The sequence below is a fragment of the Streptomyces sp. MA5143a genome (assembly GCF_900290235.1).
Lineage (GTDB): Bacteria > Actinomycetota > Actinomycetes > Streptomycetales > Streptomycetaceae > Streptomyces.
The window spans coordinates 64,518-85,174 of sequence record NZ_OLMK01000047.1; the positions used below are offsets into that span (position 1 = coordinate 64,518).

A 20,657-nucleotide genomic window follows, 5' to 3' on the forward strand; every position below is an offset into this window, starting at 1 on the left:
GGGTACGGTCGCTGGGGATTCCGGATCATCCTCCGGTCGGTCCCAGCTTCAGCCGACGCGCTTTCCAAGTACGAGAATTCGGGTGCGCATGGAACTGACCCTCCCCCCGGCGCGCACCGTGTGTCAAGTGGGTGGGACAGGAGTCTCATTATGTGAGCGAAGGGCACTGCCGCCTCCGTAAACAGCGGGGACACCACTTGTGTACACCCCTGCCCCGCCGCCCGCGAACGCGGGCTCGGCCGGTCCGGAGGGCACGGGGTAGTGGCCCAAGGACAGTGCCCGGCGCAGCCGGTATTCGTCCAGCGGTCCGGAGAAAGCGGCACCCTGGCCGTGTGTACAGCCCATCGTGCGCAGGGCGACGACCTGCTCGGGCAGATCGACTCCCTCGGCCACGGTCTGGAGACCCAGATCGCCCGCGATACGCAGCAGTCCGCCGGTGATCGTGTGGAGCCGGGGGGACTCCACGACCCCTTCGACGAGACCGCGGTCCAGCTTCAATAGGTCGACGGGGAGGCGGAGCAGTGCCGTGATGGCGCCGGGGCCGCTGCCGAAGCCGTCCAGGGCGATCCGGACGCCGAGCCGCCGCAGCTGCTTCAGCCGGCGTTCCAGGTCGTCCAGGGAACCCTTCAGCTGGTCGGTGTCGGACAGCTCGATCACCAGCGAGCCGGAGGGCAGCCCATGGCGGGTCAGCAGTGTCTCGAGGGAGCCGGGGGGCAGGGAGCGGTCCATCAGCCGCCGGGCACCCATACGGACGGAGACCGGTACGTTCAGGCCATTGTTGAGACGGTCGGCGGCCTGCTCGACGGCCTGCTCCAGCATCCATCGGCCCAGCTCGGCGGTCTTGTCGCTGTCCTCGGAGACCCTGAGGAATTCGGCCGGGGTGAACAGCACTCCCTGGGACGAGCGCCAGCGGGCCGCGGTCGCCACCGAGGCGATGCGGCCGGTGTCCAGCTCCACCACGGGCTGGTTCAGCAGCATGAACTCGCCGTCGTGCAGCGCGGCCCGCAGCCGGGTGGCCAGCTCGGCCTTGCGGACCACGTCCTGCTGCATCTGCGGCTGGTACAGCTCGACGCGGCCCTTGCCGGACGCCTTGGCGCGGTACATGGCGAGGTCGGCGTTGCGCAGGAGGTCGCCCGCGCCGAGGCCGGGCTCGGCGAAGGCGACACCAATGGAGGCGGCCACCCGGACATCGTTGCCGTCGATGGAGTAGGGCTGGGACAGGGTGAGCCGCAGTCGGTCGGCCAGCTCGAAGATGTGCTGTTCCCGCGCGGCCCGGTCACGGGAGCCGTCGCCCACGATGAGGGCCGCGAACTCGTCGCCGCCCAGACGGGAGGCGGTGTCCCCGTGGCGGACCGCTTCCTGGAGCCTGCGGGCGGCCTGGACGAGGAGTTCGTCGCCGGCCTGGTGCCCGATCGTGTCGTTGACGGCCTTGAAGCCGTCGAGGTCGATGAAGAGGACCGCCGTGTTGCGCAGGGCGGGGCCCCGGTCGGTGGAGCGGCGGCCGGACAGCGCCTGCTGGACGCGCTTGGTGAACAGCGCGCGGTTGGGCAGGTCGGTCAGTGGGTCGTGCTCGGCGTTGTGTTGCAGCTGCGCCTGGAGGCGCACCCTTTCGGTCACGTCCCGGCTGTTGAAGATGAGGCCGCCGTGGTGACGGTTGACCGTGGACTCCACGTTCAGCCAGCCGCCGTCGCCGGACTTGAAGCGGCACTCGATCCGGGTGGTGGGCTCCTCGGCCGGGCTCGCGGCGAGGAAGCGGCGCACCTCGTGCACCACGCAGCCGAGGTCCTCGGGGTGGATGATCGAGGCCAGCTCCTTGCCGACGAGTTCCTCCGCGGGGCGTCCGTAGACCCCGGCGGCGGCCGGGCTGACGTAGCGGAGGATGCCGCTGGGCGCGGCGATCATGATCACGTCGCTGGAGCCCTGGACCAGGGAGCGGAAGTGGTTCTCCTTCTGGGCCAGTTCCTGGGTGAGCGTGATGTTGTCGAGCAGCATGATGCCCTGGCGGACCACGAGGGCGAGGACGACGGTGCAGGCGGTGATCAGCACCACGCGGTCGACGCTGCGGCCGTTGAGGACGTTGTAGAGGATGCCGAGGGTGCAGACCGCCGCGGCCAGGTACGGGGTGAGCGCGGCCAGGGATCCCGCGATGGGGCGGGTGGCCGGATACCGACTGTGACCCGCGCCCTGGAGGAGCGCGTGGATCTGGGCGGCCCGGGGGCCGTCGTACCGTTGCTGGGCGTCGTGCCGCTGGCCCGGGATGTGTTCGTGCACCACGCGCGTGTGGGTGCCGTCCTCGGGCTGCCCGTGCCGCTGCCCGGCCCAGGGGGCGTAGGCGAGGAGCAGGGAGCCCGCGAACCAGCCGGCGTCGAGGAGCTGACCCGAGCGGTAGCTGTTGTGCAGCAGCGGCGAGGTGAACAGGGCGTCGCACACCACTGTGAGCGCGAGCGCGCCGATCGCGGTGTTCACCGCGGAGCGGTGCATCGAGGTGCGGCGGAAGTGGAGGGCGAGCACCATGCTGACCAGTGCGATGTCGAGGAGAGGGTAGGCCAGCGAGAGCGCGGTGTGCGCCGTGGTCGAACTGCCGAGCTGGGCGGTCTGGGCGAGGGCGAGGCTCCAGGAGAGGGTGACCAGGGAGCCGCCGATGAGCCAGGCGTCCAGCGCCAGGCAGATCCAGCCGGCCTTGGTGACAGGCCGCTTCGCCAGCACGAGCAGCCCGACGATGGCGGGCGGCGCGAAGCAGAGGAAGAACAGGTCGGCGTAGCTCGGGTTCGGGACGGGCCGCTCCAGGACGACCTCGTACCACCCCCAGACGCCGTTGCCCAGTGCCGCCATGGCGGAGGAGAGGGAGAACAGCAGCCAGGCCGGGCGGAGGCCGCCGCGGCGGCCGCGCGCGTAGCGGAAGCAGGAGACGGCGGCGGCCGCGGCGGCGGCGGCCAGCCCGAAGTCACCCATGACGAGGGCGACTTGTTCATCGCCCCAGCCGAGCGCGGCGCCGAGGGCGTAGCCCGCGCACAGCAGGGCGAGCACGAGCTGAGCCCGCAGGGTCGCTCCACCGCGGTCGGAGGCCGGCTCTCCGGGCAGGAGGGAGCCGGACAGCGACTTGGTCGAGCGGAGCGTGGGGTTCAGCGTGGAGACGGTGGACGGGCGGGGGCTCACTGGAGCTCCCCGGTGATCACCGCTCCCGGGTCCCGCCGGTCGCGGGGCGTGGGATGGGTGTGCTTTCTGCGGCTGTCGTTCTCGTGGCAACGGCCGTGACAGCCGTGGTCGTCGTGGCTCCCTCGCGGGTGCCTCGACGTCACAGCTCGCCAGGGCCGCCGTAGGCGGGTCCGTCGCGTCGGATCGTTCGTCCATAGGCCGTGCATCGCCCGTCGCCCCCCTCGCTGTCTCAAGTCCGTCCCCGGCGCCGAACGGTGTGCGGCGCAGCCCCTGTCGGGGACGATACACCAGTCTCGTCACTCAGGGACATAGTTGCTCTACTCTCCGTGACCACCTGCGGCAATACGAGCACGTACCGCTTTCGAAGGAATGCGGAGGGTGCCCGAAGTGGATTACGCGTCTGCCGTCGCGCCTGTCGTAAGGACCACGTTGCGCAACGGCTCGTGGTTCACGAACCGTGCCAACTGGTCCACCAACAGCCTTTTCGCACGCGGCAGGAAGGCCGAGCTGGGTCCGCCGACGTGCGGGCTGATCAGGACGCCGGGCGCCTGCCACAGGGGGTGGGCGGGCGGCAGCGGCTCGGGGTCGGTGACGTCGAGGGCCGCGGTGATGCGTCCGTTCTCCAGTTCCGCGAGAAGTGCCTTGGTGTCGACGACGGCTCCGCGGGCCACGTTCACCAGCAGGGCGCCGTCCTTCATCCGGGCCAGGAAATCGGCGTTGACCAGTCCCTTCGTCTGTTCGGTGAGCGGCGTCGAGAGGATCACGACATCCGCCTCGGGCAGCAGGGCGGGCAGGTCGGTGAGCGGGTGCACCGGTCCGCGCGCCGTGGTGCGCTCGGAGCGCGCGACGCGCGCCACCCGCGCCACCTCGAAGGGCGTGAGCCGGTCCTCGATGGCGGCGCCGATCGCGCCGTAGCCGACGATCAGGACGTTCCTGTCGGCGAGCGCGGGCCGGAACCCGCCCTCCCAGAGCCCCTGTTGCTGGGCCCGCACGAAGTCCGGCACACCCCGCAGGGAGGCGAGGACGAGGGTCAGCGCGAGTTCGGCCGTGCTGGCCTCGTGCACACCGCGCGCGTTGCACAGCTGGACGCCGGGAGCGACCACGGACAGCCGTGCCAGGACGTCGTCGACGCCCGCGGTCAGCGTCTGGACGACCTTCACGTTCCGCATGTGCTCCAGCGGTCCGACGCGCACCGACAGCCGCTTCATGTACGGCACGACGTACAGGACGCAGTCGGCCGGGTCGCCCGGGTACTCCTGGGTGCCGTCCTCACCCCCGTCGTAGAACAGATAGTCGGGCCCCTGCGGCAGGCCCTCGATCTCGTCCGGGGGGATGGGGAGCCATACGTCGCCGGTCACGTCGGCGGTCCTGGCAGCGGTGAGGTCAGCAGTCATGCTCCGGAGGCTATGTCAGGCGCCCGGTACGGCAGAGGTTAGGTTGGGGGGCCAGGAGAGGGAGGGTCACGACCAGGTGGAGCGCAGGACGATCGGCGCGGCGACGCTCGAGGTGGGGGCCGTCGGACTCGGATGCATGCCGATGAGCTGGGCGTACACCGGGTCACGACGGCGGGGCGACGAGTCGACGCGGACGGTGCACCGGGCGCTCGACCTCGGCACGACGCTGCTGGACACGGCCGACATGTACGGCCCGTTCACCAATGAGCTGCTGGTGGGGCGGGTGCTGAGGGAGCGCCGCGCGGAGGCGTTCGTCTCCACGAAGGTGGGCCTGCTGGTGGGCGAGCAGCACATCGTCGCCAACGGCCGCCCCGGCTATGTGAAGCGGGCCTGCGACGCCTCGCTGCGGCGGCTCCAGACCGATGTGATCGACCTCTACCAGTTGCACCGCGAGGATCCCGAGGTACCCGTCGAGGAGACGTGGGGCGCGATGGCGGAGCTCGTCCAGGCCGGAAAGGTACGGTCGTTGGGGCTGTGCGCGGTGGGCGCGCGGGCGGGCCGCCGACCGGGGGCGGGCATGCACGACGCGACGATCCGCCGGCTGCGGCGCATCCAGCAGGTGTTCCCGGTGAGCGCGGTGCAGGCCGAGCTGTCGGTCTGGTCGCGGGAGGCCCTGGCCGATCTCCTCCCCTGGTGCGCGGCACGCGGCATCGGCTTCCACGCCGCGATGCCCCTGGGCAACGGCTTCCTCAGCGGCACGCTCACCCCGGGCCAGGGCTTCGAACCCGACGACGTCCGCGCCCGGCACCCCCGCTTCACCGCCGAGATGATGGCCGCGAACCAGCCGATAGTCGCCGGCCTGCGCCGCGTAGCGGCCCGCCACGCAGAGGGCACCACCGCGGCCCAGGTGGCCCTGGCCTGGCTCCTGACCCTGGGCCCCCACCTGGTCCCGATACCCGGCACGAAACACGAACACTGGGCCACGGAGAACGCGACGTCCACCACCCTGACCCTGACCCCGAAGGACCTGGCGGAGATCGCCGCACTCCCCCCGGCTCAGGGCTCCTGGGACTGACGGGAGCGAGAAAAACGGGCCCGGCAGCGGAAAAAACGTCTTGATCGGCCGGAGGTGGAACCCGCGGCGCACTCGCGGTGTAAGAAAAGTAGAAGCTCCGCGTCGAAGGGATCGTGATGGTGCAACGTCGAGCGGTGACGGCCACCTTGGCCGTATCCGCGCTCCTGCTGACGGCCGGCTGTTCCTCCGACGACGGAACGAAGCCGACCACCCCCACCAGCTCCCCCACCACCTCCGCCCCCTCCACCTCCCCCTCCAAGGGGGCCCCGAAAGAACCCGCACCCCCCGCCAAGGGCTCGGTCGAAGTGGTCCGCACCGTCGCCGAGGACCTGGACACCCCCTGGGGCCTGGCCCCCCTCCCCGAGGGCGGCCTCCTCGTGTCCTCCCGCGACCAGGGCACGATCACCAGAATCGACACCGAGTCCGGCAAGAAGACGCAACTCGGCGAGGTCCCCGGCGTGGCCGCGGCCGGCGAGGGCGGCCTCCTCGGCCTCGCCGTCTCCCCCGACTACGCCTCGGACCACATGATCTACGCCTACTTCACCTCGGAGTCCGACAACCGCGTCGTCCGCATGCTGTACGACCCCCAGAAGCCCGAGGGCGAGCAGCTCGGCGCCCCCGACACGATCCTCCGCGGCATCCCCAAGGGCACCAATCACAACGGCGGCCGTATCGCCTTCGGCCCCGACCAGATGCTGTACGCCAGCACCGGCGAGCGCTACGAGGGCCCCTTGGCCCAGGACAAGAAGTCCCTCGGCGGCAAGATCCTCCGGATGACCCCGGAGGGCGAGCCCGCCCCGGGCAACCCCTTCGAGAACTCCCTGGTGTATTCCTACGGCCACCGCAACGTCCAGGGCCTCGCCTGGGACAGCAAGCAGCGCCTGTGGGCATCGGAATTCGGCCAGAACACCTGGGACGAGCTGAACCAGATCCGGCCGGGCGGGAACTACGGCTGGCCGGAGGTGGAGGGCAAGGAGGGCAAGCCCGGCTATGTCGATCCGGTGGCCGTGTGGAGCGTGGACGACGCCTCCCCCAGCGGCATCGCGATAGCGGAGGGCTCCGTGTGGATGGCGGGCCTGAAGGGCCAGCGTCTGTGGCGCATCCCCCTGCGGGGCACCAAGGTCTCGGCCGACCCCCAGCCCTTCCTGGAGGGCGAGTACGGCCGCCTGCGCACGGTCGTCTCCGCCGGCGGCGACAAGCTCTGGCTGACCACCAGCGAGACGGACGGCAGGGGCTCCCCGGAGAAGGGCGACGACAAGATCCTGGAGCTGCGGGTGAAGTAGCCGGCCCCTGCCCCTCCCTCGGTCGCCCCCGCCCAGGCCCTGCCCCGCACCCGAACCCTCCGGCCCGGACTCGCCCCGTACCCGGTCATCTCGGCGCCGGCCCCGCCCCAACCCCTTCCGGGAACAGCCCCAGCCGATGGGCCAGGGCCGCTGCCTCGCCGCGGCCTGTGACGCTCAGCTTGGCGAGGATGTTGGAGACATGGACGCTGGCCGTCTTCGGGGAGATGAAGAGTTCCTCGGCGATCTGGCGGTTGGTGCGGCCCGCGGCGACCAGGCGCAGGACGTCGTGCTCACGTCCGGTGAGGCCGAGGGCGGCGACGGGGTCGGCCGGTGCGAGCGCGGGCCCGGCGGTATGGCCGAGGGGCAGGCGGGCACGCCGGGCGAGGAGGGCGACGCTCTCGGCGAGCGGGCGGGCGCCGAGATGGTCGGCGACGGCGGCGGACAACCGCAGCAGCTCCGTCGCCCGGTGCCGGGCCTCGTCGTCGGCCCCGTCGGCCAGCAGGGCCTCGGCGAGCCGGTGCCGGACACGGGCGAGGTCGTAGGGGCGTTCGAGGGGCTCGAAGGCGGTGACGACCTCGGACCAGGCGTCGGGGGTCATCAGGCCCTCGGCGCGGCGGAGTTCGGCGCGCACCCAGAGTTCGTGGGCGAGCCAGACCGGTGCTCCGGTGGTGAGTTTCTTGACCGCCCCGAGGATCCGGTCGAGGACCTCGGGGCGGCCCTGGTCGGCGGTGGGCAGCCCCCGGGCGTCGGCCTCGGCGACGGTGGCGGTGAGCAGCAGGGGCCAGGCGTAGCGCTGGGTACCGACCGGGAAGCCGGTGCCGAGGACGCGGGCGAGTTCGGCGCGGGCGTCGGGGAGGCGGCCCTCGGCGGCGGCGATACCGATGGCGAGGAGGGAGAGCGGCAGGTCGTTCTGCGGCATGGGGTTGTGGGTGCCGAAGTGGCCGTACGCGGCGGAGTGCTGGCGTCGTGCCTCGGCGATGTCGCCGCGGGCGAGGGCGATGGCGGCGACGGAGAGGGCGCTGCCGCCGAGTCGTTTGGCGCTCGGGCCGATGTCCCGTGCCTTGTTCGCGGCGTCGACTGCCTCGTCCCACTGGCCGAGGGAGAGGAGCGACTCGGCGAGGTTGCCCCACACCCACGCCTCGGAGTCCGACAGGCCCATCCGCCGGGTGAGGTCGAGTCCCTCGCGCAGGATGCGGACGGCGTCGCGGGAGCGGCCGACGCTCTCCAGGCCGGCGGGCAGGTTGACGTGGCTGCGGCCCACGACGGCGGCGGGACCGCGTTCGAGGACCCGGCGGCGTACCGCTTCCATCTCGGCGATGCCCGCGTCGATGTCGCCGGCGTCGACCATCAGGCCGCCGAGGGTGAGGCGGGCGTTGAGTTCGATGTCCTCGGCGCCCACCATGCGGGCGTACTCGACGGCGCGCTGGGCGTCGGAGAGGGCGTCGGGGCCGGGGGCGTGGAGCATGGCCCAGCCGGCCACGCGGGAGAGCACCTCGGCGTGCATCTCCGACGGGGGCAGACCGCGCATGAGGTCCTGGGCGGTGGCGAGTTCCTTCCAGCCGTCGCCCCGGGACAGGCCCTCGGTCAGCAGGGAGCGCTGCACCCAGAACCAGGCGGTGCGCGCCGGGGCTCCCCTGTCCGCCAGCAGGTCCAGGGCCCGCCGGGTGATCCGCATGGCCCGTTCCCGCTCGCCGCAGAGCCGCCCGGCGACGGCCGCCTCGGCCATGAGGTCGAGATAGCGCAGGGGGGTGGTGGCGGGGTCGCAGCCGCAGGGAGGGTAGACCTCGGTGTAGTCGATGGGGCGCAGCGCGGAGCGCACGGTGTCGGGGGCGGCGTCCCACAGCTCCATCGCCCGCTCCAGGAGCCGTAGTTGCTCGGAGTGGGCGTGACGGGAGCGGGCCTCGACGGCGGCGTCGAGGACGGCGGGCAGGGCCTTGGCGGCGTCATGGGCGTGGTACCAGTAGCTGGCCAGACGGGTGGCGCGCCCGTCGGCGGGGACGAGCGTCGGCTCTGCCTCCAGGGCTTCGGCGAAGCGGCGGTTGAGGCGGGAGCGTTCGCCGGGGAGGAGGTCGTCGCTGACGGCCTCGCGGACGAGGGAGTGGCGGAAGCGGTAGCCGTCGCCGCCGGGCGCGGCCAGCAGGATGTTGGCGCCGACGGCTGCGCGCAGGGCTTCGATGAGGTCGTCCTCGGGGAGCCCGGCGACGGCCGCGAGCAGGGCGTACTCCACGGTGGAGCCGCCCTCGGCGACGAGGCGGGCGACCCGCTGGGCGTCCTCGGGGAGCCGTTCGACGCGGACGAGGAGCAGGTCCCGCAAGGAGTCGGTGAGGGAGGCGCAGCCTCCGTCGTGCGCGGCCACGGCGAGTTCCTCGACGAAGAAGGCGTTGCCGTCGGAGCGTTCGAAGATCTCGTCGGCCTGGGCCGGGTCGGGCTCGGCGGCGAGGATGCCGGTGAGCTGGTGCCCGACCTCGGCGCGGTTGAAGCGGCGCAGTTCGATGCGGCGGACCGTGCGGAGGCGGTCGAGTTCGGCGAGGAGGGGGCGCAGCGGGTGGCGGCGGTGGATGTCGTCGGAGCGGTAGGTGGCGAGGACGACGAGGCGGCCGGTGCGCAGGGTGCGCAGCAGGTAGGCGAGGAGGTGGCGGGTGGAGGCGTCGGCCCAGTGCAGGTCCTCCAGGACGAGGACGACGGTGCGGTCGGCGGTGAGGCGTTCCAGGAGGCGGGCGGTGAGTTCGAAGAGGCGGGCGGTGCCCTCCTCGTCGTGCCGGGTGGGGGGTGTCTCACCCAGTTCGGGCAGCAGGCGGGCCAGTTCGGGTTCCTGGCCGGCGGCCGCGGCGATCAGTTCGGCGGGGAGCCTGCGGTGCAGGGCGCGCAGGGCGGTGGAGAAGGGCGCGTAGGGCAGTCCGTCGGCGCCGATCTCGACGCATCCTCCGAGTGCGACGACCGCGCCCCCGCGCGCGGCCTCGGCGGCGAACTCCTCGACCAGCCGGGTCTTGCCGACGCCGGCCTCGCCGCACAGCAGCAGTGCCTGCGGTTCGCCCGCTCCCCCACCCCCGCCCCCGGGTGTGCGTGAGGCACCGTCGGCGGCGCGGGCGAGGGCGTCGCGCAGCACCTCCAACTCCTCGGCGCGGCCGACGAACACCGGACTGACGGACCTGGTCTCCACACCGCCGAGCATCGCACGCGTGTCCGGCGCTCCGGCACCGAATATCCGCACCTCGCGGGGTTCGGTTCCGGGCGTCCCGGGTCCGGGGCTCACGCGGTGCGCGGCAGCCGGAACCGGCGTGTGCGCCGGCGCGTGCCGTGGTCCTCGATGTCCGGTTCCTCGGTGCCCGGGCGGGGCGTGGACCTCCGCGTGGTCCGGGCGTCGTGTGCGGCCTCGCGGCCGGCGCGGCGGGCGTCGCGCGCCCTGCGGTAGCTCTCCGCGTCGCGGATCAGTTCCTCGGTGCGGATCCGCTGCTCGTACTCGAACATGTCGTGCCCCTCATGAGAGTCGGTCGGGTTCGCTTGTCGCGATGCCTCAACCTTCGTCTCCGAGGCGGGTCCGCCACATCGGGAGAGTTCCGCATCTTCGCCGGTCCGGGGGCCTTAGATCCGGCGCCCTGAACGGGTGAGGGGCCTCAGGTCCGTCGTAAGGATCCCTACGACGGGCCCTAAGGCCCCTCCGTGGCCGCCCTCTTCGGGCGGGTACGTCAGGTGTTCGGCAGGCCCAGCAGGATGTCGGAGTACTTCAGGGCGGCGAGGACCAGTCCGATGAAGCCGACCGAGACACCGGCCCACGCGGCCGACTTGATCCACGGCGCCTGCACCTGGTCGGGGTCGCCGAACGCGGGCCGGACCAGGACGGCGACGCCGACGAGCATCGCGATCAGGGCGAAGATCCCGGACACGAGCGCGTTGGCGTTCCACGAATCGCCGTAGTACTGCTGGAGCATCGTGCCGACGTCGGCGTTCTGCGCGGTCTCCAGCTGCCCGAACATCTGGTTGCGGGCCTGGGCCACGGTGCCGACCCAGCTGCCGGTCAGCGAGACGAGGCCGAGCACCACGGCGACGATGCCCGCGGCGCCCTGTCCGACGCCCGGTTGCGCCTTGGCGGCGACCGGCGGAAGCTCCTCGTCGGCCGCACCGGAGTCACCGGCCTCGCCGGTCTCGTCGAGGTCGGCGTCCCGCTCCTCGGCCTCGCCCGCCGCCGCGGGGTCCTGCTTGGTCACGTCCACCGGCTTCTCGTCGGTCTTCGTCTCGGTGCCCGTCCCGGCTCCGGCCTCGTCCACTGTCCTGGTTCCCATACCTCGCACCGTACGAATGTTGTCTGAGAGGTCTCTTAACGATCCCTGTGAACGCCACGCGCGCGTGCCGTACGCCACTCGGGCGCCAGGACGGACCATATCTCCAGGTCGTGCCGGACCCCTCGGTGGGGATAGCGCTCGCGCTGCACGCCGTCCCGCGACATCCCGAGCCGCCGGGCCACGTTCAGGCTGGGTTCGTTCCCGGAGGCGGCGATCCACTCCACCCGGTGGATGCCGCGGACGTCGACCGCCCAGTCGATGAGGACGTGCATGGCGCGGGTGACGAGCCCGCGCCCCGTGCCGGCGGGTTCGAGCCAGCAGCCGACCTCGCAGTTGGCGTCGTCGGCGTCGAAGTTGAGGAAGAGGACCCCGCCGACGAGCTTCCCGTCGAGCCAGATGCCGTGCAGGGAGCCCGTGTCGGCGGCGCGCATGTCGGCGTACCGCTGGAGGACGGCACGCGCGGAGGGTACGTCCGTGGCGGCCGAGCCGAAGGGGACGTACTGGTTGATGAACTCCCGCCCCCGCTCCAGGTGCGCGAGGAACTCCTCGGCGCGCCAGGGGTCCAGCGGGCGCAGTTCGGCCCCGTCGTCACCCAGGGATATCGCGTACATCCTGCGGTCGCTCCTTCACCCGTACGTCCGTCGCGTCGGCGGCCCGTGGCCCCGGTACCTCTCCGGCGTCCCCCGCCAGTACGTCCGCCGCCTCGGCGTCCGTCGCGGCGGCCAGCCTCTCATGGGCGGCGCGGGACTCGGGCGGCTCGATGCTGATGCGGGGCATGCGGCGGTCGAGCCAGCGGGGCAGCCACCAGTTGGCGCCGCCGAGCAGGTGCATCAGGGCGGGGACGAGGAGCGTGCGGAGGACGAACGCGTCGAGGGCGACGGCGGCGGCGAGGGCGATGCCGAACATGGCGATCACCCGGTCGCCGCTGAGCACGAAGGCGAGGAAGACGGAGATCATGATGACCGCCGCGGAGTTGATCACCCGGCTGGTCTCGGCGAGGCCGACACGGACCGCGCGCCGGTTGTCGCCGGTCTCCAGCCACTCCTCGTACATCCGGCTGACCAGGAAGACCTGGTAGTCCATGGAGAGCCCGAAGAGGACCGAGACCATGATCACCGGGAGGAAGGGCTCGATGGGGCCCGCCCGGCCGAGGCCGAGCAGTTCGCTCCCCCAGCCCCACTGGAAGATCGTGACGACCACGCCGAACGCGGCGGCGACGGCGGCCACGTTCATGGCGGCGGCCTTCAGCGGGATGCCGATCGACCGGAAGGCGAGCAGGAGCAGCAGACAGCCGAGGCCGATCACGGCACCGACGAACAGCGGGAGCTTGCCGACGATGACGTCGGCGAAGTCGTCGTAACCCGCGGTCACCCCGCCGACGTGCAGATCGAGCGAGGTGCCGCTCTCGGCCCGCGGCAGCACCTCGTCGCGCAGCCGTTCGACCAGATCGCTGGTCCTCTCGGACTGCGGGGAGGAGTCGGGGACGACGGTGAGATACGCGGTGTCGCCGCCGGTGTTGAAGGTGACCGGGGTGACCGACAAGACGCCCTCGGTGGTGCGAAGGGTGGTGTCGAGGTTGTCGAGGGCGAGCTTGTCGGCGGCACCGTCGACCTTGGTGACCAGGGTGAGGGGGCCGTTCACACCGGGGCCGAAGCTGTCGGCGAGAAGGTCGTACGCCGCGCGGGTGGTGGTCGCCTTCGGGCCGTTGCCCTGGTCGGAGGTGCCCAGGCGCAGGCCCAGGGTGGGCAGGGCCAGCAGGGTCATGACGACGAGGGCGATCGCGCCGAGCTTCTTGGGGTGCCGTTCGACGAACGCGGACCAGCGGGCGGCGAAGCCCGTGGGCAGCTCGGGCTCGGGCCCGTGCTCCGCCAGTCGGCGGCGTTCACGGCGGCTGAGCGCCCGCGTGCCGATGAAGGACAGCAGCGCCGGCAGCAGCGTCACGGAGGCGGCGACGGTGAGGACCACGGTGAGGGAGGCGGCGATCGCGACGCCGTTGAGGAAGCCGAGCCGCAGGATCAGCATGCCCAGGAGGGCTATGCACACGGTGGCACCCGCGAACACCACGGCCCGCCCGGTGGTGGCGACCGCGTTCCGCGCGGCCTCCTCGACGGGCAGTCCGCGTTTCAGCCCGCGTCGGTGCCGGGTCACGATGAACAGCGCGTAGTCGATGCCGACGCCGAGGCCGATGAGGGTGCCCAGCATGGGCGCGAAGTCGGCGACGGTCATGACGTGGCCGAGCAGGGTGATGCCCGCGTAGGCGGTGCCGACGCTGACCAGGGCCGTCGCGATCGGCAGAACGCTGGCGGCGAGCGAGCCGAAGGCGAGGAAGAGCACCACGGCGGCGACCAGCACGCCGACGATCTCCGCGAGGTGGCCCCCGGAGGCCTCGGTGAGCCCGATCGCCTCACCGCCCAGCTCCACCTGGAGCCCGTGCGACTCGGCGGCCTTCGCGGTGTCCACGACGGCCTCGGCCTGCGCCTTGCCCACGTCACCGGCCGGCTTGTCGAAGGTCACGCTCGCGTACGCCGTGTGCCCGTCCTGGCTGATCCGGCCGGCGCCGGCCCCGTCGTACGGGCCGGTCACGGCGGCGACATGCGGCAGGCCGGCGATCTCGTCGAGGGTCCGGGTCATCGTCTGTTCGACGGCGGCGGACCGTACGGTGCCGTGGTCGGTGTGCCAGACGACGGTGGCGTTGTCACCGCTCAGGCTGGGGAAGCCCTCGCTCAGCAGCTCGGTGGCACGGCTGGACTCGGTTCCGGGGGTCTTGTAGTCGTTCGAGTACGCGGAACCCGCCGCCACCGCGCCGGCGGCCGTGCCCGCGAAGGCGAGGAGCCACAGAAGGACGGCGACAAGACGGTGCCGGACGCACCAGCGTGCTAGGGCTGCCACGGATCATGCTCCTGAGGGGATATGGGATCTTTGACCATGTACAGCCTTTTCGCACTGAACACCACGCAAAGAACGCATGAGCAATCCCTGGCAACTGTTGCACCCTGAATTGATCGTTTGGTGCCTTTGAGGGTCTCCTCACATGAGATGCGAGGCACCTCACAGGACAGAAGACGGCACTCTGTCGCCCTGCGTCACGCCCGTTGACACGACTGAGGGCGGTGCGTCGTCCTGACGCACCGCCCTCAGTGTCACGCTCGCTCAGCCCTCGCTGACGCCGCTCAGCCCTCGCTGACGCCCAGCTTCTCGAGGATCAGCTCCTTGACACGGGCCGCGTCGGCCTGGCCGCGCGTGGCCTTCATGACCGCGCCGACCAGGGCACCGGCCGCGGCCACCTTGCCGCCGCGGATCTTGTCCGCGATGGCCGGGTTGCCGGCGATGGCCTCCTCGACCGCGGTGGTCAGGGCGCCCTCGTCGGAGACGACCTTCAGACCGCGCTTGTCGACGACCTCGTCCGGGGTGCCCTCGCCCGCGAGGACACCCTCGATGACCTGGCGGGCGAGCTTGTCGTTCAGGTCACCCTTCGCGACCAGCTCGGTGACCCGGGCGACCTCCGCCGGCGTGATCGCCAGCTCGTCGAGTGCCTTGCCCGACTCGTTGGCGCTGCGGGCCAGCTCGCCCATCCACCACTTGCGGGCGGAGGCGGCGTCCGCCCCGGCCTCGATGGTGGCGACGATCGGCTCCAGCGCGCCCGCGTTGAGGATCGCCTGCATGTCGGTGCCGCTGACGGCCCACTCCTCGCGGAGCCGGTTGCGGCGGACCAGCGGCAGCTCCGGCAGCGCGGACCGGATCTCCTCGACCCACGCGCGCGAGGGCGCCACCGGCACCAGGTCGGGCTCCGGGAAGTACCGGTAGTCCTCGGCCTCCTCCTTCACGCGGCCCGAGGTCGTGGACCCGGTGTCCTCGTGGAAGTGCCGGGTCTCCTGGATGATCGTCCCGCCACTGCTCAGGACGGCCGCGTGCCGCTGGATCTCGAAGCGGGCCGCGCGCTCCACGGACCGCAGCGAGTTGACGTTCTTCGTCTCCGAACGGGTGCCGAACTTCTCGGTGCCGTTCGGGCGCAGCGACAGGTTCACGTCGCAGCGCATCTGTCCCATCTCCATACGGGCCTCGGAGACGCCGAGCGCCTTGATGACCTCGCGCAGCTCACGGACGTACACCTTGGCGACCTCCGGCGCGCGCTCCCCGGCACCGACGATCGGCTTGGTGACGATCTCGATGAGCGGGATGCCCGCGCGGTTGTAGTCGAGCAGCGAGTGCGAGGCGCCGTGGATGCGACCGGTGGCACCGCCGACGTGGGTCGACTTGCCGGTGTCCTCCTCCATGTGGGCGCGCTCGATCTCCACGCGGAAGACCTCGCCGTCCTCCAGCTGCACGTCGAGGTAGCCGTTGAAGGCGATCGGCTCGTCGTACTGGGAGGTCTGGAAGTTCTTCGGCATGTCCGGATAGAAGTAGTTCTTCCGGGCGAAGCGGCACCACTCGGCGATCTCGCAGTTCAGCGCGAGACCGATCTTGATGGCGGACTCCACGCCGGTCGCGTTGACGACGGGGAGCGCGCCGGGCAGGCCGAGGCAGACGGGGCAGGTCTGCGTGTTGGCGTCCTGACCGAGTTCGGTCGAGCAGCCGCAGAACATCTTCGTCTTGGTGCCGAGTTCGACATGGACCTCGAGGCCCATGACGGGGTCGTACGACGCCAGTGCGTCCTCGTACGACACCAGGTCGGTCGTGGTGGTCACGGTGAAACTTCCCTCTCAGCCCAGCAGGACGTCGTCGTCGCCCAGCCGCTTCAGCTCGCGGTAGAGGATGGCGAGGCCGGTGACGATGGCTACGGCGGACACGGTGGCGTCGATCAGGACCAGGGTGTCCTTCTCGGCACGGGCGCTCTTGAGCCGCTTGGCGACCCCGATCGCGCCGAACGCCGTGGCGGCCATGGACAGATACGTGCCGGACTTGGACTTCTTGAAGCCCTTGGCCTTGGTCAGTGCACTCACAGCGACGGAGCCTCCTCGAGCAGCGGGTGCCCCCACCTTTCCACGAAGGCGGCCTCGACAGCGGCGCCGACCTTGTAGAGACGGTCGTCCTTCAGGGCCGGGGCGATGATCTGGAGTCCGACCGGCAGCCCGTCCTCCGGCGCGAGACCGCAGGGCAGGGACATCGCGGCGTTGCCCGCGAGGTTGGTCGGGATGGTGCACAGGTCGGCGAGGTACATCGCCATCGGGTCGTCGGCGCGCTCACCGATCGGGAAGGCGGTGGTGGGCGTCGTCGGGGAGACGATGACATCCACCTTCTCGAACGACTTCTCGAAGTCGCGGGTGATGAGCGTCCGCACCTTCTGGGCGCTGCCGTAGTACGCGTCGTAGTAGCCGGAGCTGAGCGCGTACGTGCCGAGCATGATGCGGCGCTTCACCTCGGGGCCGAAGCCCGCCTCACGGGTGAGGGAGGTGACCTCCTCGGCGGAGTGCGAGCCGTCGTCGCCGGCCCGCAGGCCGTAGCGGAGCCCGTCGAAGCGGGCGAGGTTCGACGAACACTCGCTCGGCGCGATCAGGTAGTACGCGGCCAGCGCCAGGTCGAACGACGGGCAGTCCAGCTCGACGATCTCGGCGCCCAGCTCCCGCAGCAGCTCGACGGACTCGTCGAACCGCTGGACCACACCGGCCTGGTAGCCCTCGCCGCGGAACTGCTTGACGACGCCCACGCGCATCCCGGCGACCGAGCCGTTGCGGGCGGCCTCGACGACCGGCGGGACCGGCGCGTCGATGGACGTGGAGTCCATCGGGTCGTGACCGGCGATGACCTCGTGCAGGAGCGCCGCGTCCAGGACCGTACGGGCGCAGGGCCCGCCCTGGTCGAGGGAGGACGAGAAGGCGACCATGCCGTACCGGGAGACGGCCCCGTACGTCGGCTTCACACCGACCGTGCCGGTGACGGCGGCCGGCTGGCGGATGGAGCCGCCGGTGTCGGTGCCGATGGCGAGGGGCGCCTGGAAGGAGGCGAGGGAGGCGGAGGAACCGCCGCCGGAGCCGCCGGGGATCCGGGTGAGGTCCCAGGGGTTGCCGGTCGGGCCGTACGCGCTGTTCTCGGTGCTGGACCCCATGGCGAACTCGTCCATGTTGGTCTTGCCGAGGATGACGACGTCCGCGTCCTTCAGCCGCTTGGTGAGCGTCGCGTCGTAGGGCGGGATCCACCCTTCGAGGATCTTCGAGCCCACGGTGGTCGGAATGCCGACCGTGGTGAAGATGTCCTTCAGCGCGAGGGGCACACCGGCGAGGGGGCCGAGCTTCTCGCCCCGCTCCCGCTTCTCGTCGACGGCACGGGCCTGGGCGAGCGCGCCCTCGCGGTCGACGTGCAGGAAGGCGTGCACCTTCTCGTCGACGGCCTCGATCCGGGCCAGGTGGGCCTCGGTGACCTGTACGGCGGTGAGTTCGCCGGAGGCGATCTTCGCGGCGATCTGAGCCGCGGTGAGCTTGATGATGGCGTCGGTCATGACGTGATCAGTCCTCCCCCAGGATCTGCGGCACCTTGAAACGCTGCTGCTCCTGGGCCGGGGCGCCGGACAGCGCCTGCTCGGGGGTGAGCGACGGACGGACCTCGTCCGCGCGCATGACGTTCGTCAGCGGCAGCGGGTGCGAGGTCGGCGGGACGTCTTGGTCGGCGACCTCGCTGACGCGGGCGACCGCGCCGATGATGTCGTCCAGCTGGCCTGCGAAGTGGTCGAGCTCTTCGGGCTTCAGCTCCAGACGCGCCAGCCGGGCGAGGTGGGCGACCTCCTCGCGCGTGATGCCAGGCATGCAGCGATCCTCTGGGGTGAGTGCGATGTGGTTTGGCGCCAATCCTATGGGGCGGGGCGGTGTGACCGTGCACGGGTTTGCTGCGCGGGCTTGGCCGGGCGCCCATGGGGGTGGGGGTACGGGGTGCGTCGGCGGGTGCGGGTGGTGTGTGGTTTCTCGCGCAGTTCCCCGCGCCCCTGAAAAGCGACCGGGGCTGCGCCCCGTGCTTTTCAGGATGGAGGCGGGCCGCAGGCCCAAGCCTTCAGGGGCGCGGGGAACTGCGCGCGCAACCACGAACCACCCGCACCCGCCGACGCACCGCGCACCCCCGAGCTGTGAGGCGCCCTCGGCTACTCGTCCGCCGTCGCCGCCGGCAGGGCCGCCGCGGGGCGCTGCCAGCCGCGGGAGCCACGGGCCCGGAGCCACGCCGTGGTCTCCTCCGGCGGCATCGCCGCGGCGACCAGCCAGCCCTGGACGGCGTCGCAGCCCAGGTCGCGCAACCGCTCCCACGTCTCGTCGTCCTCGACCCCTTCGGCCACGACGAGCAGCCCCAGGGAGTGCGCGAGGTCGACGGTGCAGCGCACGATCTCCGCGTCCTCCGTGTCGACGGCGAGCCGTGCCACGAACGAACGGTCGATCTTCAGCTCGCTCACGGGCAGCCGCCGCAGGTGGACCAGCGAGGAGTACCCGGTTCCGAAGTCGTCGAGGGACATCTTCACGCCGTGCCCGGTCAGCCCGGCCAGGGTGTCCGCGGCCCGCTGCGGGTCCTCCAGGAGCACGTGTTCCGTGATCTCCAGCTGGAGCGCTCCCGCGGGAACTCCGTGACGGGCCAGGCGCGCCGCCACCGCGCCCGCGAAGCCGGGGGTGTGGACGTCGCGAGGCGACACGTTCACGGCGACCGGCACGTGCAGTCCCTGGGCGCGCCAGCGGGCCACCTGCCCGAGGGCCGTCTCCAGGACGTACTCGGTGAGGTGCGGCATCAGCCCGGACGACTCGGCGATCGCTATGAACTCGTCCGGCGGCACCTTCCCCCGTTCGGGGTGCACCCACCGCACGAGCGCCTCCAGCCCGGCCACCTGTCCGTCGAAGCGGACCTTCGGCTGGTAGTGCAGTTCGACCTCCTGCGCGTCGAGCGCGCGCCGCAGGTCGCCGAGGAGGCCGAGCCGGTCCGGGGTGTTCGAGTCCCGCTTGGACTCGTAGACCTCGACGCCGGTGCGGTCCCGCTTCGCCTGGTACATCGCCACGTCCGCCCGCCGGAGCAGCCCTTCCGCGTCGAGCGCGTGGTCGGGGAAGACGGCGAGCCCGGCGCTGGCCTCCAGGACGAGGGTGAGCCCGTCGAGGTCGAGCGGGGAGCCGAGCGCGGCCACGAGGTTGCGGGCGACCCGTGAGGCGGAGGTCGTGGAGTCGGCGACGGGCAGCAGCACGGCGAACTCGTCGCCCCCGAGCCGTGCGGCCTCCGCTCCGCGCGGCAGCGCGACCCGCAGTCGGTCGGCTATCTGCAGCAGCAGCCGGTCGCCCGCGAGGTGCCCGAGGGTGTCGTTGACGGACCGGAAGCGGTCGAGGTCGATCAGCATCAGGGCGGAGCGCGCGCCGATGCGCTCGGCGTCGTCCAGGGCGGTCCAGGTCCGTTCGAGCAGCCACTGGCGGTTGGGCAGGCCGGTGAGCGGGTCGCGGAGCTGTTCCTCCGCCCGGGCGCGGGCGATCCACAGGGTCGAGTCCAGCGCGATGAGCGGGATGGCGAACAGCGGCAGCAGCAGGGCCTGGGCCGTGGCGACGACGCAGATCAGGGGGGCGATGCCGAACAGTGCGACGGCGACGAGGCCCTGCCGGACCAGGGCGGTGCGGGCGACCGTGGGGACGCCGCCGCGCGGCGCGGCCAGGTACCAGAGCAGGGCCCGGGTGACCGCGAGGTAGGCGACGGCGACGAGCGCGACCTGGGGCGCCGCGTACAGGTTCCAGGTCTCCGGGTCCCAGGGCTGCTCGACCGAGGGGACGCGGCCGAAGACCCGCAGGACGAGGGCTCCTGCGCCGATGCCGAGGATGTCGACCGCGCCGTGCAGCACGCCCTGCCGCCAGCGGCCCCGGCGGGCGATGCCGACGAGGACGACGACGGTGAGGCTGACCATGCCGGCCGGGAGCCAGCCGTAGAGGATCAGGACGGCGAGGGTGAGGGCGGCGCCGGAGCCGGTGCCGCCCCACCAGCGGGCGGGGCCCATGGCGACGAGATGGCCGACGATGATGCCGGTGAGCAGGGCGAGGGCCCAGCCGACCGCGCCGGACGGGAAGAGCGCGTGCTGTCCGGCGAACGCCCGGTAGAACCCGGCGCCCAGGATCGCTCCGGCGAGGCCCACGATCGCGGCGGGCAGGGCGGGCCAGGACGGATGGCGTTCGCTGTCGTGGCCCGGCAGGCCGTGGCCGCGGCTGTCACCGAGCGTGCCCGTGAGGGGTGGGGCGGTGCCGGCTCCGGTTCCGGCGGCGAGCTGTGCCGGGGCGGGGACGAGAAGCCCGGGGGTGCCCACGGCCGCGCGGCCCGGCGGCTGCTCCGATCGGGGGACCGCCGTCGGTTCCTGGTCACCGACCCGCTCCCGGGTTCCCTCGAACGGGCGTCCCCTCATGAGCAGGGAGCGCCCCCATCGCCAGGCCCCGGACACACGGCGCAGACGCAGCCGTGAGTCCGGGGCGACGCTCTCGGTCGGTTCCATTCCCGTCCCTCTCACAGCCGGCGGTGCCCACGCCACGCGGCCCGTTGCTCC

The 20,657-nt window shown here is 72.0% G+C and carries 14 protein-coding genes; 2 read left to right on the forward strand and 12 right to left on the reverse strand.

From position 1 onward, the window contains the following. Positions 1 to 123 precede the first annotated feature (123 nt). Together SMA5143A_RS22180 and SMA5143A_RS22185 are read right to left on the reverse strand one after the other, a co-directional pair. A complete protein-coding gene (locus SMA5143A_RS22180; RefSeq protein ID WP_181361966.1) occupies positions 124 to 3,156 on the reverse strand; it encodes a putative bifunctional diguanylate cyclase/phosphodiesterase in 3,033 nt (1,010 codons plus the stop codon). 392 nt (positions 3,157 to 3,548) lie between these two features. Then, a complete protein-coding gene (locus SMA5143A_RS22185; protein ID WP_107464626.1) occupies positions 3,549 to 4,550 on the reverse strand; it encodes a 2-hydroxyacid dehydrogenase in 1,002 nt (333 codons plus the stop codon). 76 nt (positions 4,551 to 4,626) lie between these two features. On the opposite strand from SMA5143A_RS22185, the gene SMA5143A_RS22190 reads away from it, so the two are divergent. Both SMA5143A_RS22190 and SMA5143A_RS22195 read left to right on the forward strand, forming a co-directional pair. Then, complete coding sequence (locus SMA5143A_RS22190) at positions 4,627 to 5,625, forward strand: aldo/keto reductase (RefSeq protein WP_107464627.1); 999 nt, start codon at positions 4,627 to 4,629, stop codon at positions 5,623 to 5,625. A 116-nt stretch (positions 5,626 to 5,741) separates the two neighbouring features. Continuing rightward, a complete protein-coding gene (locus tag SMA5143A_RS22195; protein WP_107464628.1) occupies positions 5,742 to 6,908 on the forward strand; it encodes a PQQ-dependent sugar dehydrogenase in 1,167 nt (388 codons plus the stop codon). Positions 6,909 to 6,993: 85 nt separating this feature from the next. Here SMA5143A_RS22195 and SMA5143A_RS22200 read toward each other — a convergent pair whose 3' ends face one another. The 10 genes from SMA5143A_RS22200 to SMA5143A_RS22245 all read right to left on the reverse strand — a co-directional run bounded on the left by SMA5143A_RS22200 (position 6,994) and on the right by SMA5143A_RS22245 (position 20,606). Then, positions 6,994 to 10,080, reverse strand: coding sequence for a helix-turn-helix transcriptional regulator (locus SMA5143A_RS22200; protein ID WP_107464629.1), 3,087 nt, complete (start codon positions 10,078 to 10,080; stop codon positions 6,994 to 6,996). Positions 10,081 to 10,157: 77 nt separating this feature from the next. After that, positions 10,158 to 10,376, reverse strand: coding sequence for a hypothetical protein (locus tag SMA5143A_RS22205; RefSeq protein WP_107464630.1), 219 nt, complete (start codon positions 10,374 to 10,376; stop codon positions 10,158 to 10,160). A 218-nt stretch (positions 10,377 to 10,594) separates the two neighbouring features. Beyond that, entirely contained in the window at positions 10,595 to 11,188 is a 594-nt protein-coding gene (locus SMA5143A_RS22210; RefSeq protein WP_107464631.1) for a hypothetical protein, read from the reverse strand. Between the two features lie 35 nt (positions 11,189 to 11,223). Then, positions 11,224 to 11,799, reverse strand: coding sequence for a GNAT family N-acetyltransferase (locus SMA5143A_RS22215; protein WP_107464632.1), 576 nt, complete (start codon positions 11,797 to 11,799; stop codon positions 11,224 to 11,226). Beyond that, a complete protein-coding gene (locus tag SMA5143A_RS22220) occupies positions 11,777 to 14,077 on the reverse strand; it encodes an MMPL family transporter (protein ID WP_107464633.1) in 2,301 nt (766 codons plus the stop codon). The genes SMA5143A_RS22215 and SMA5143A_RS22220 overlap by 23 nt, the downstream gene beginning before the upstream one ends. A 281-nt stretch (positions 14,078 to 14,358) precedes the next feature. Beyond that, entirely contained in the window at positions 14,359 to 15,873 is a 1,515-nt protein-coding gene (gene gatB / locus SMA5143A_RS22225; RefSeq protein ID WP_107464634.1) for an Asp-tRNA(Asn)/Glu-tRNA(Gln) amidotransferase subunit GatB, read from the reverse strand. 15 nt (positions 15,874 to 15,888) lie between these two features. Continuing rightward, positions 15,889 to 16,128, reverse strand: coding sequence for a hypothetical protein (locus SMA5143A_RS22230; RefSeq protein ID WP_055514656.1), 240 nt, complete (start codon positions 16,126 to 16,128; stop codon positions 15,889 to 15,891). Beyond that, a complete protein-coding gene (gene gatA / locus SMA5143A_RS22235) occupies positions 16,125 to 17,621 on the reverse strand; it encodes an Asp-tRNA(Asn)/Glu-tRNA(Gln) amidotransferase subunit GatA (protein ID WP_107464635.1) in 1,497 nt (498 codons plus the stop codon). The genes SMA5143A_RS22230 and gatA overlap by 4 nt, the downstream gene beginning before the upstream one ends. 7 nt (positions 17,622 to 17,628) lie before the next feature. Next, a complete protein-coding gene (gatC, locus tag SMA5143A_RS22240) occupies positions 17,629 to 17,925 on the reverse strand; it encodes an Asp-tRNA(Asn)/Glu-tRNA(Gln) amidotransferase subunit GatC (protein WP_018531282.1) in 297 nt (98 codons plus the stop codon). Between the two features lie 329 nt (positions 17,926 to 18,254). Further along, on the reverse strand, positions 18,255 to 20,606 hold the full coding sequence (locus SMA5143A_RS22245; protein WP_107464636.1) for a putative bifunctional diguanylate cyclase/phosphodiesterase: 2,352 nt from the start codon (positions 20,604 to 20,606) through the stop codon (positions 18,255 to 18,257). Positions 20,607 to 20,657: the final 51 nt, after the last annotated feature.

Excerpts from the sequence above, each read along its gene's own strand:
- SMA5143A_RS22215 (WP_107464632.1), bottom strand. The coding sequence starts at position 11,799 with ATGTACGCGATATCCCTGGGTGACGACGGGGCCGAACTGCGCCCGCTG.
- SMA5143A_RS22245 (WP_107464636.1), bottom strand. The coding sequence starts at position 20,606 with ATGGAACCGACCGAGAGCGTCGCCCCGGACTCACGGCTGCGTCTGCGC.
- SMA5143A_RS22210 (WP_107464631.1), bottom strand. The coding sequence starts at position 11,188 with ATGGGAACCAGGACAGTGGACGAGGCCGGAGCCGGGACGGGCACCGAG.
- SMA5143A_RS22205 (WP_107464630.1), bottom strand. The coding sequence starts at position 10,376 with ATGTTCGAGTACGAGCAGCGGATCCGCACCGAGGAACTGATCCGCGAC.
- SMA5143A_RS22185 (WP_107464626.1), bottom strand. The coding sequence starts at position 4,550 with ATGACTGCTGACCTCACCGCTGCCAGGACCGCCGACGTGACCGGCGAC.
- SMA5143A_RS22195 (WP_107464628.1), top strand. The coding sequence starts at position 5,742 with ATGGTGCAACGTCGAGCGGTGACGGCCACCTTGGCCGTATCCGCGCTC.
- gatA (WP_107464635.1), bottom strand. The coding sequence starts at position 17,621 with ATGACCGACGCCATCATCAAGCTCACCGCGGCTCAGATCGCCGCGAAG.
- gatC (WP_018531282.1), bottom strand. The coding sequence starts at position 17,925 with ATGCCTGGCATCACGCGCGAGGAGGTCGCCCACCTCGCCCGGCTGGCG.
- SMA5143A_RS22200 (WP_107464629.1), bottom strand. The coding sequence starts at position 10,080 with ATGCTCGGCGGTGTGGAGACCAGGTCCGTCAGTCCGGTGTTCGTCGGC.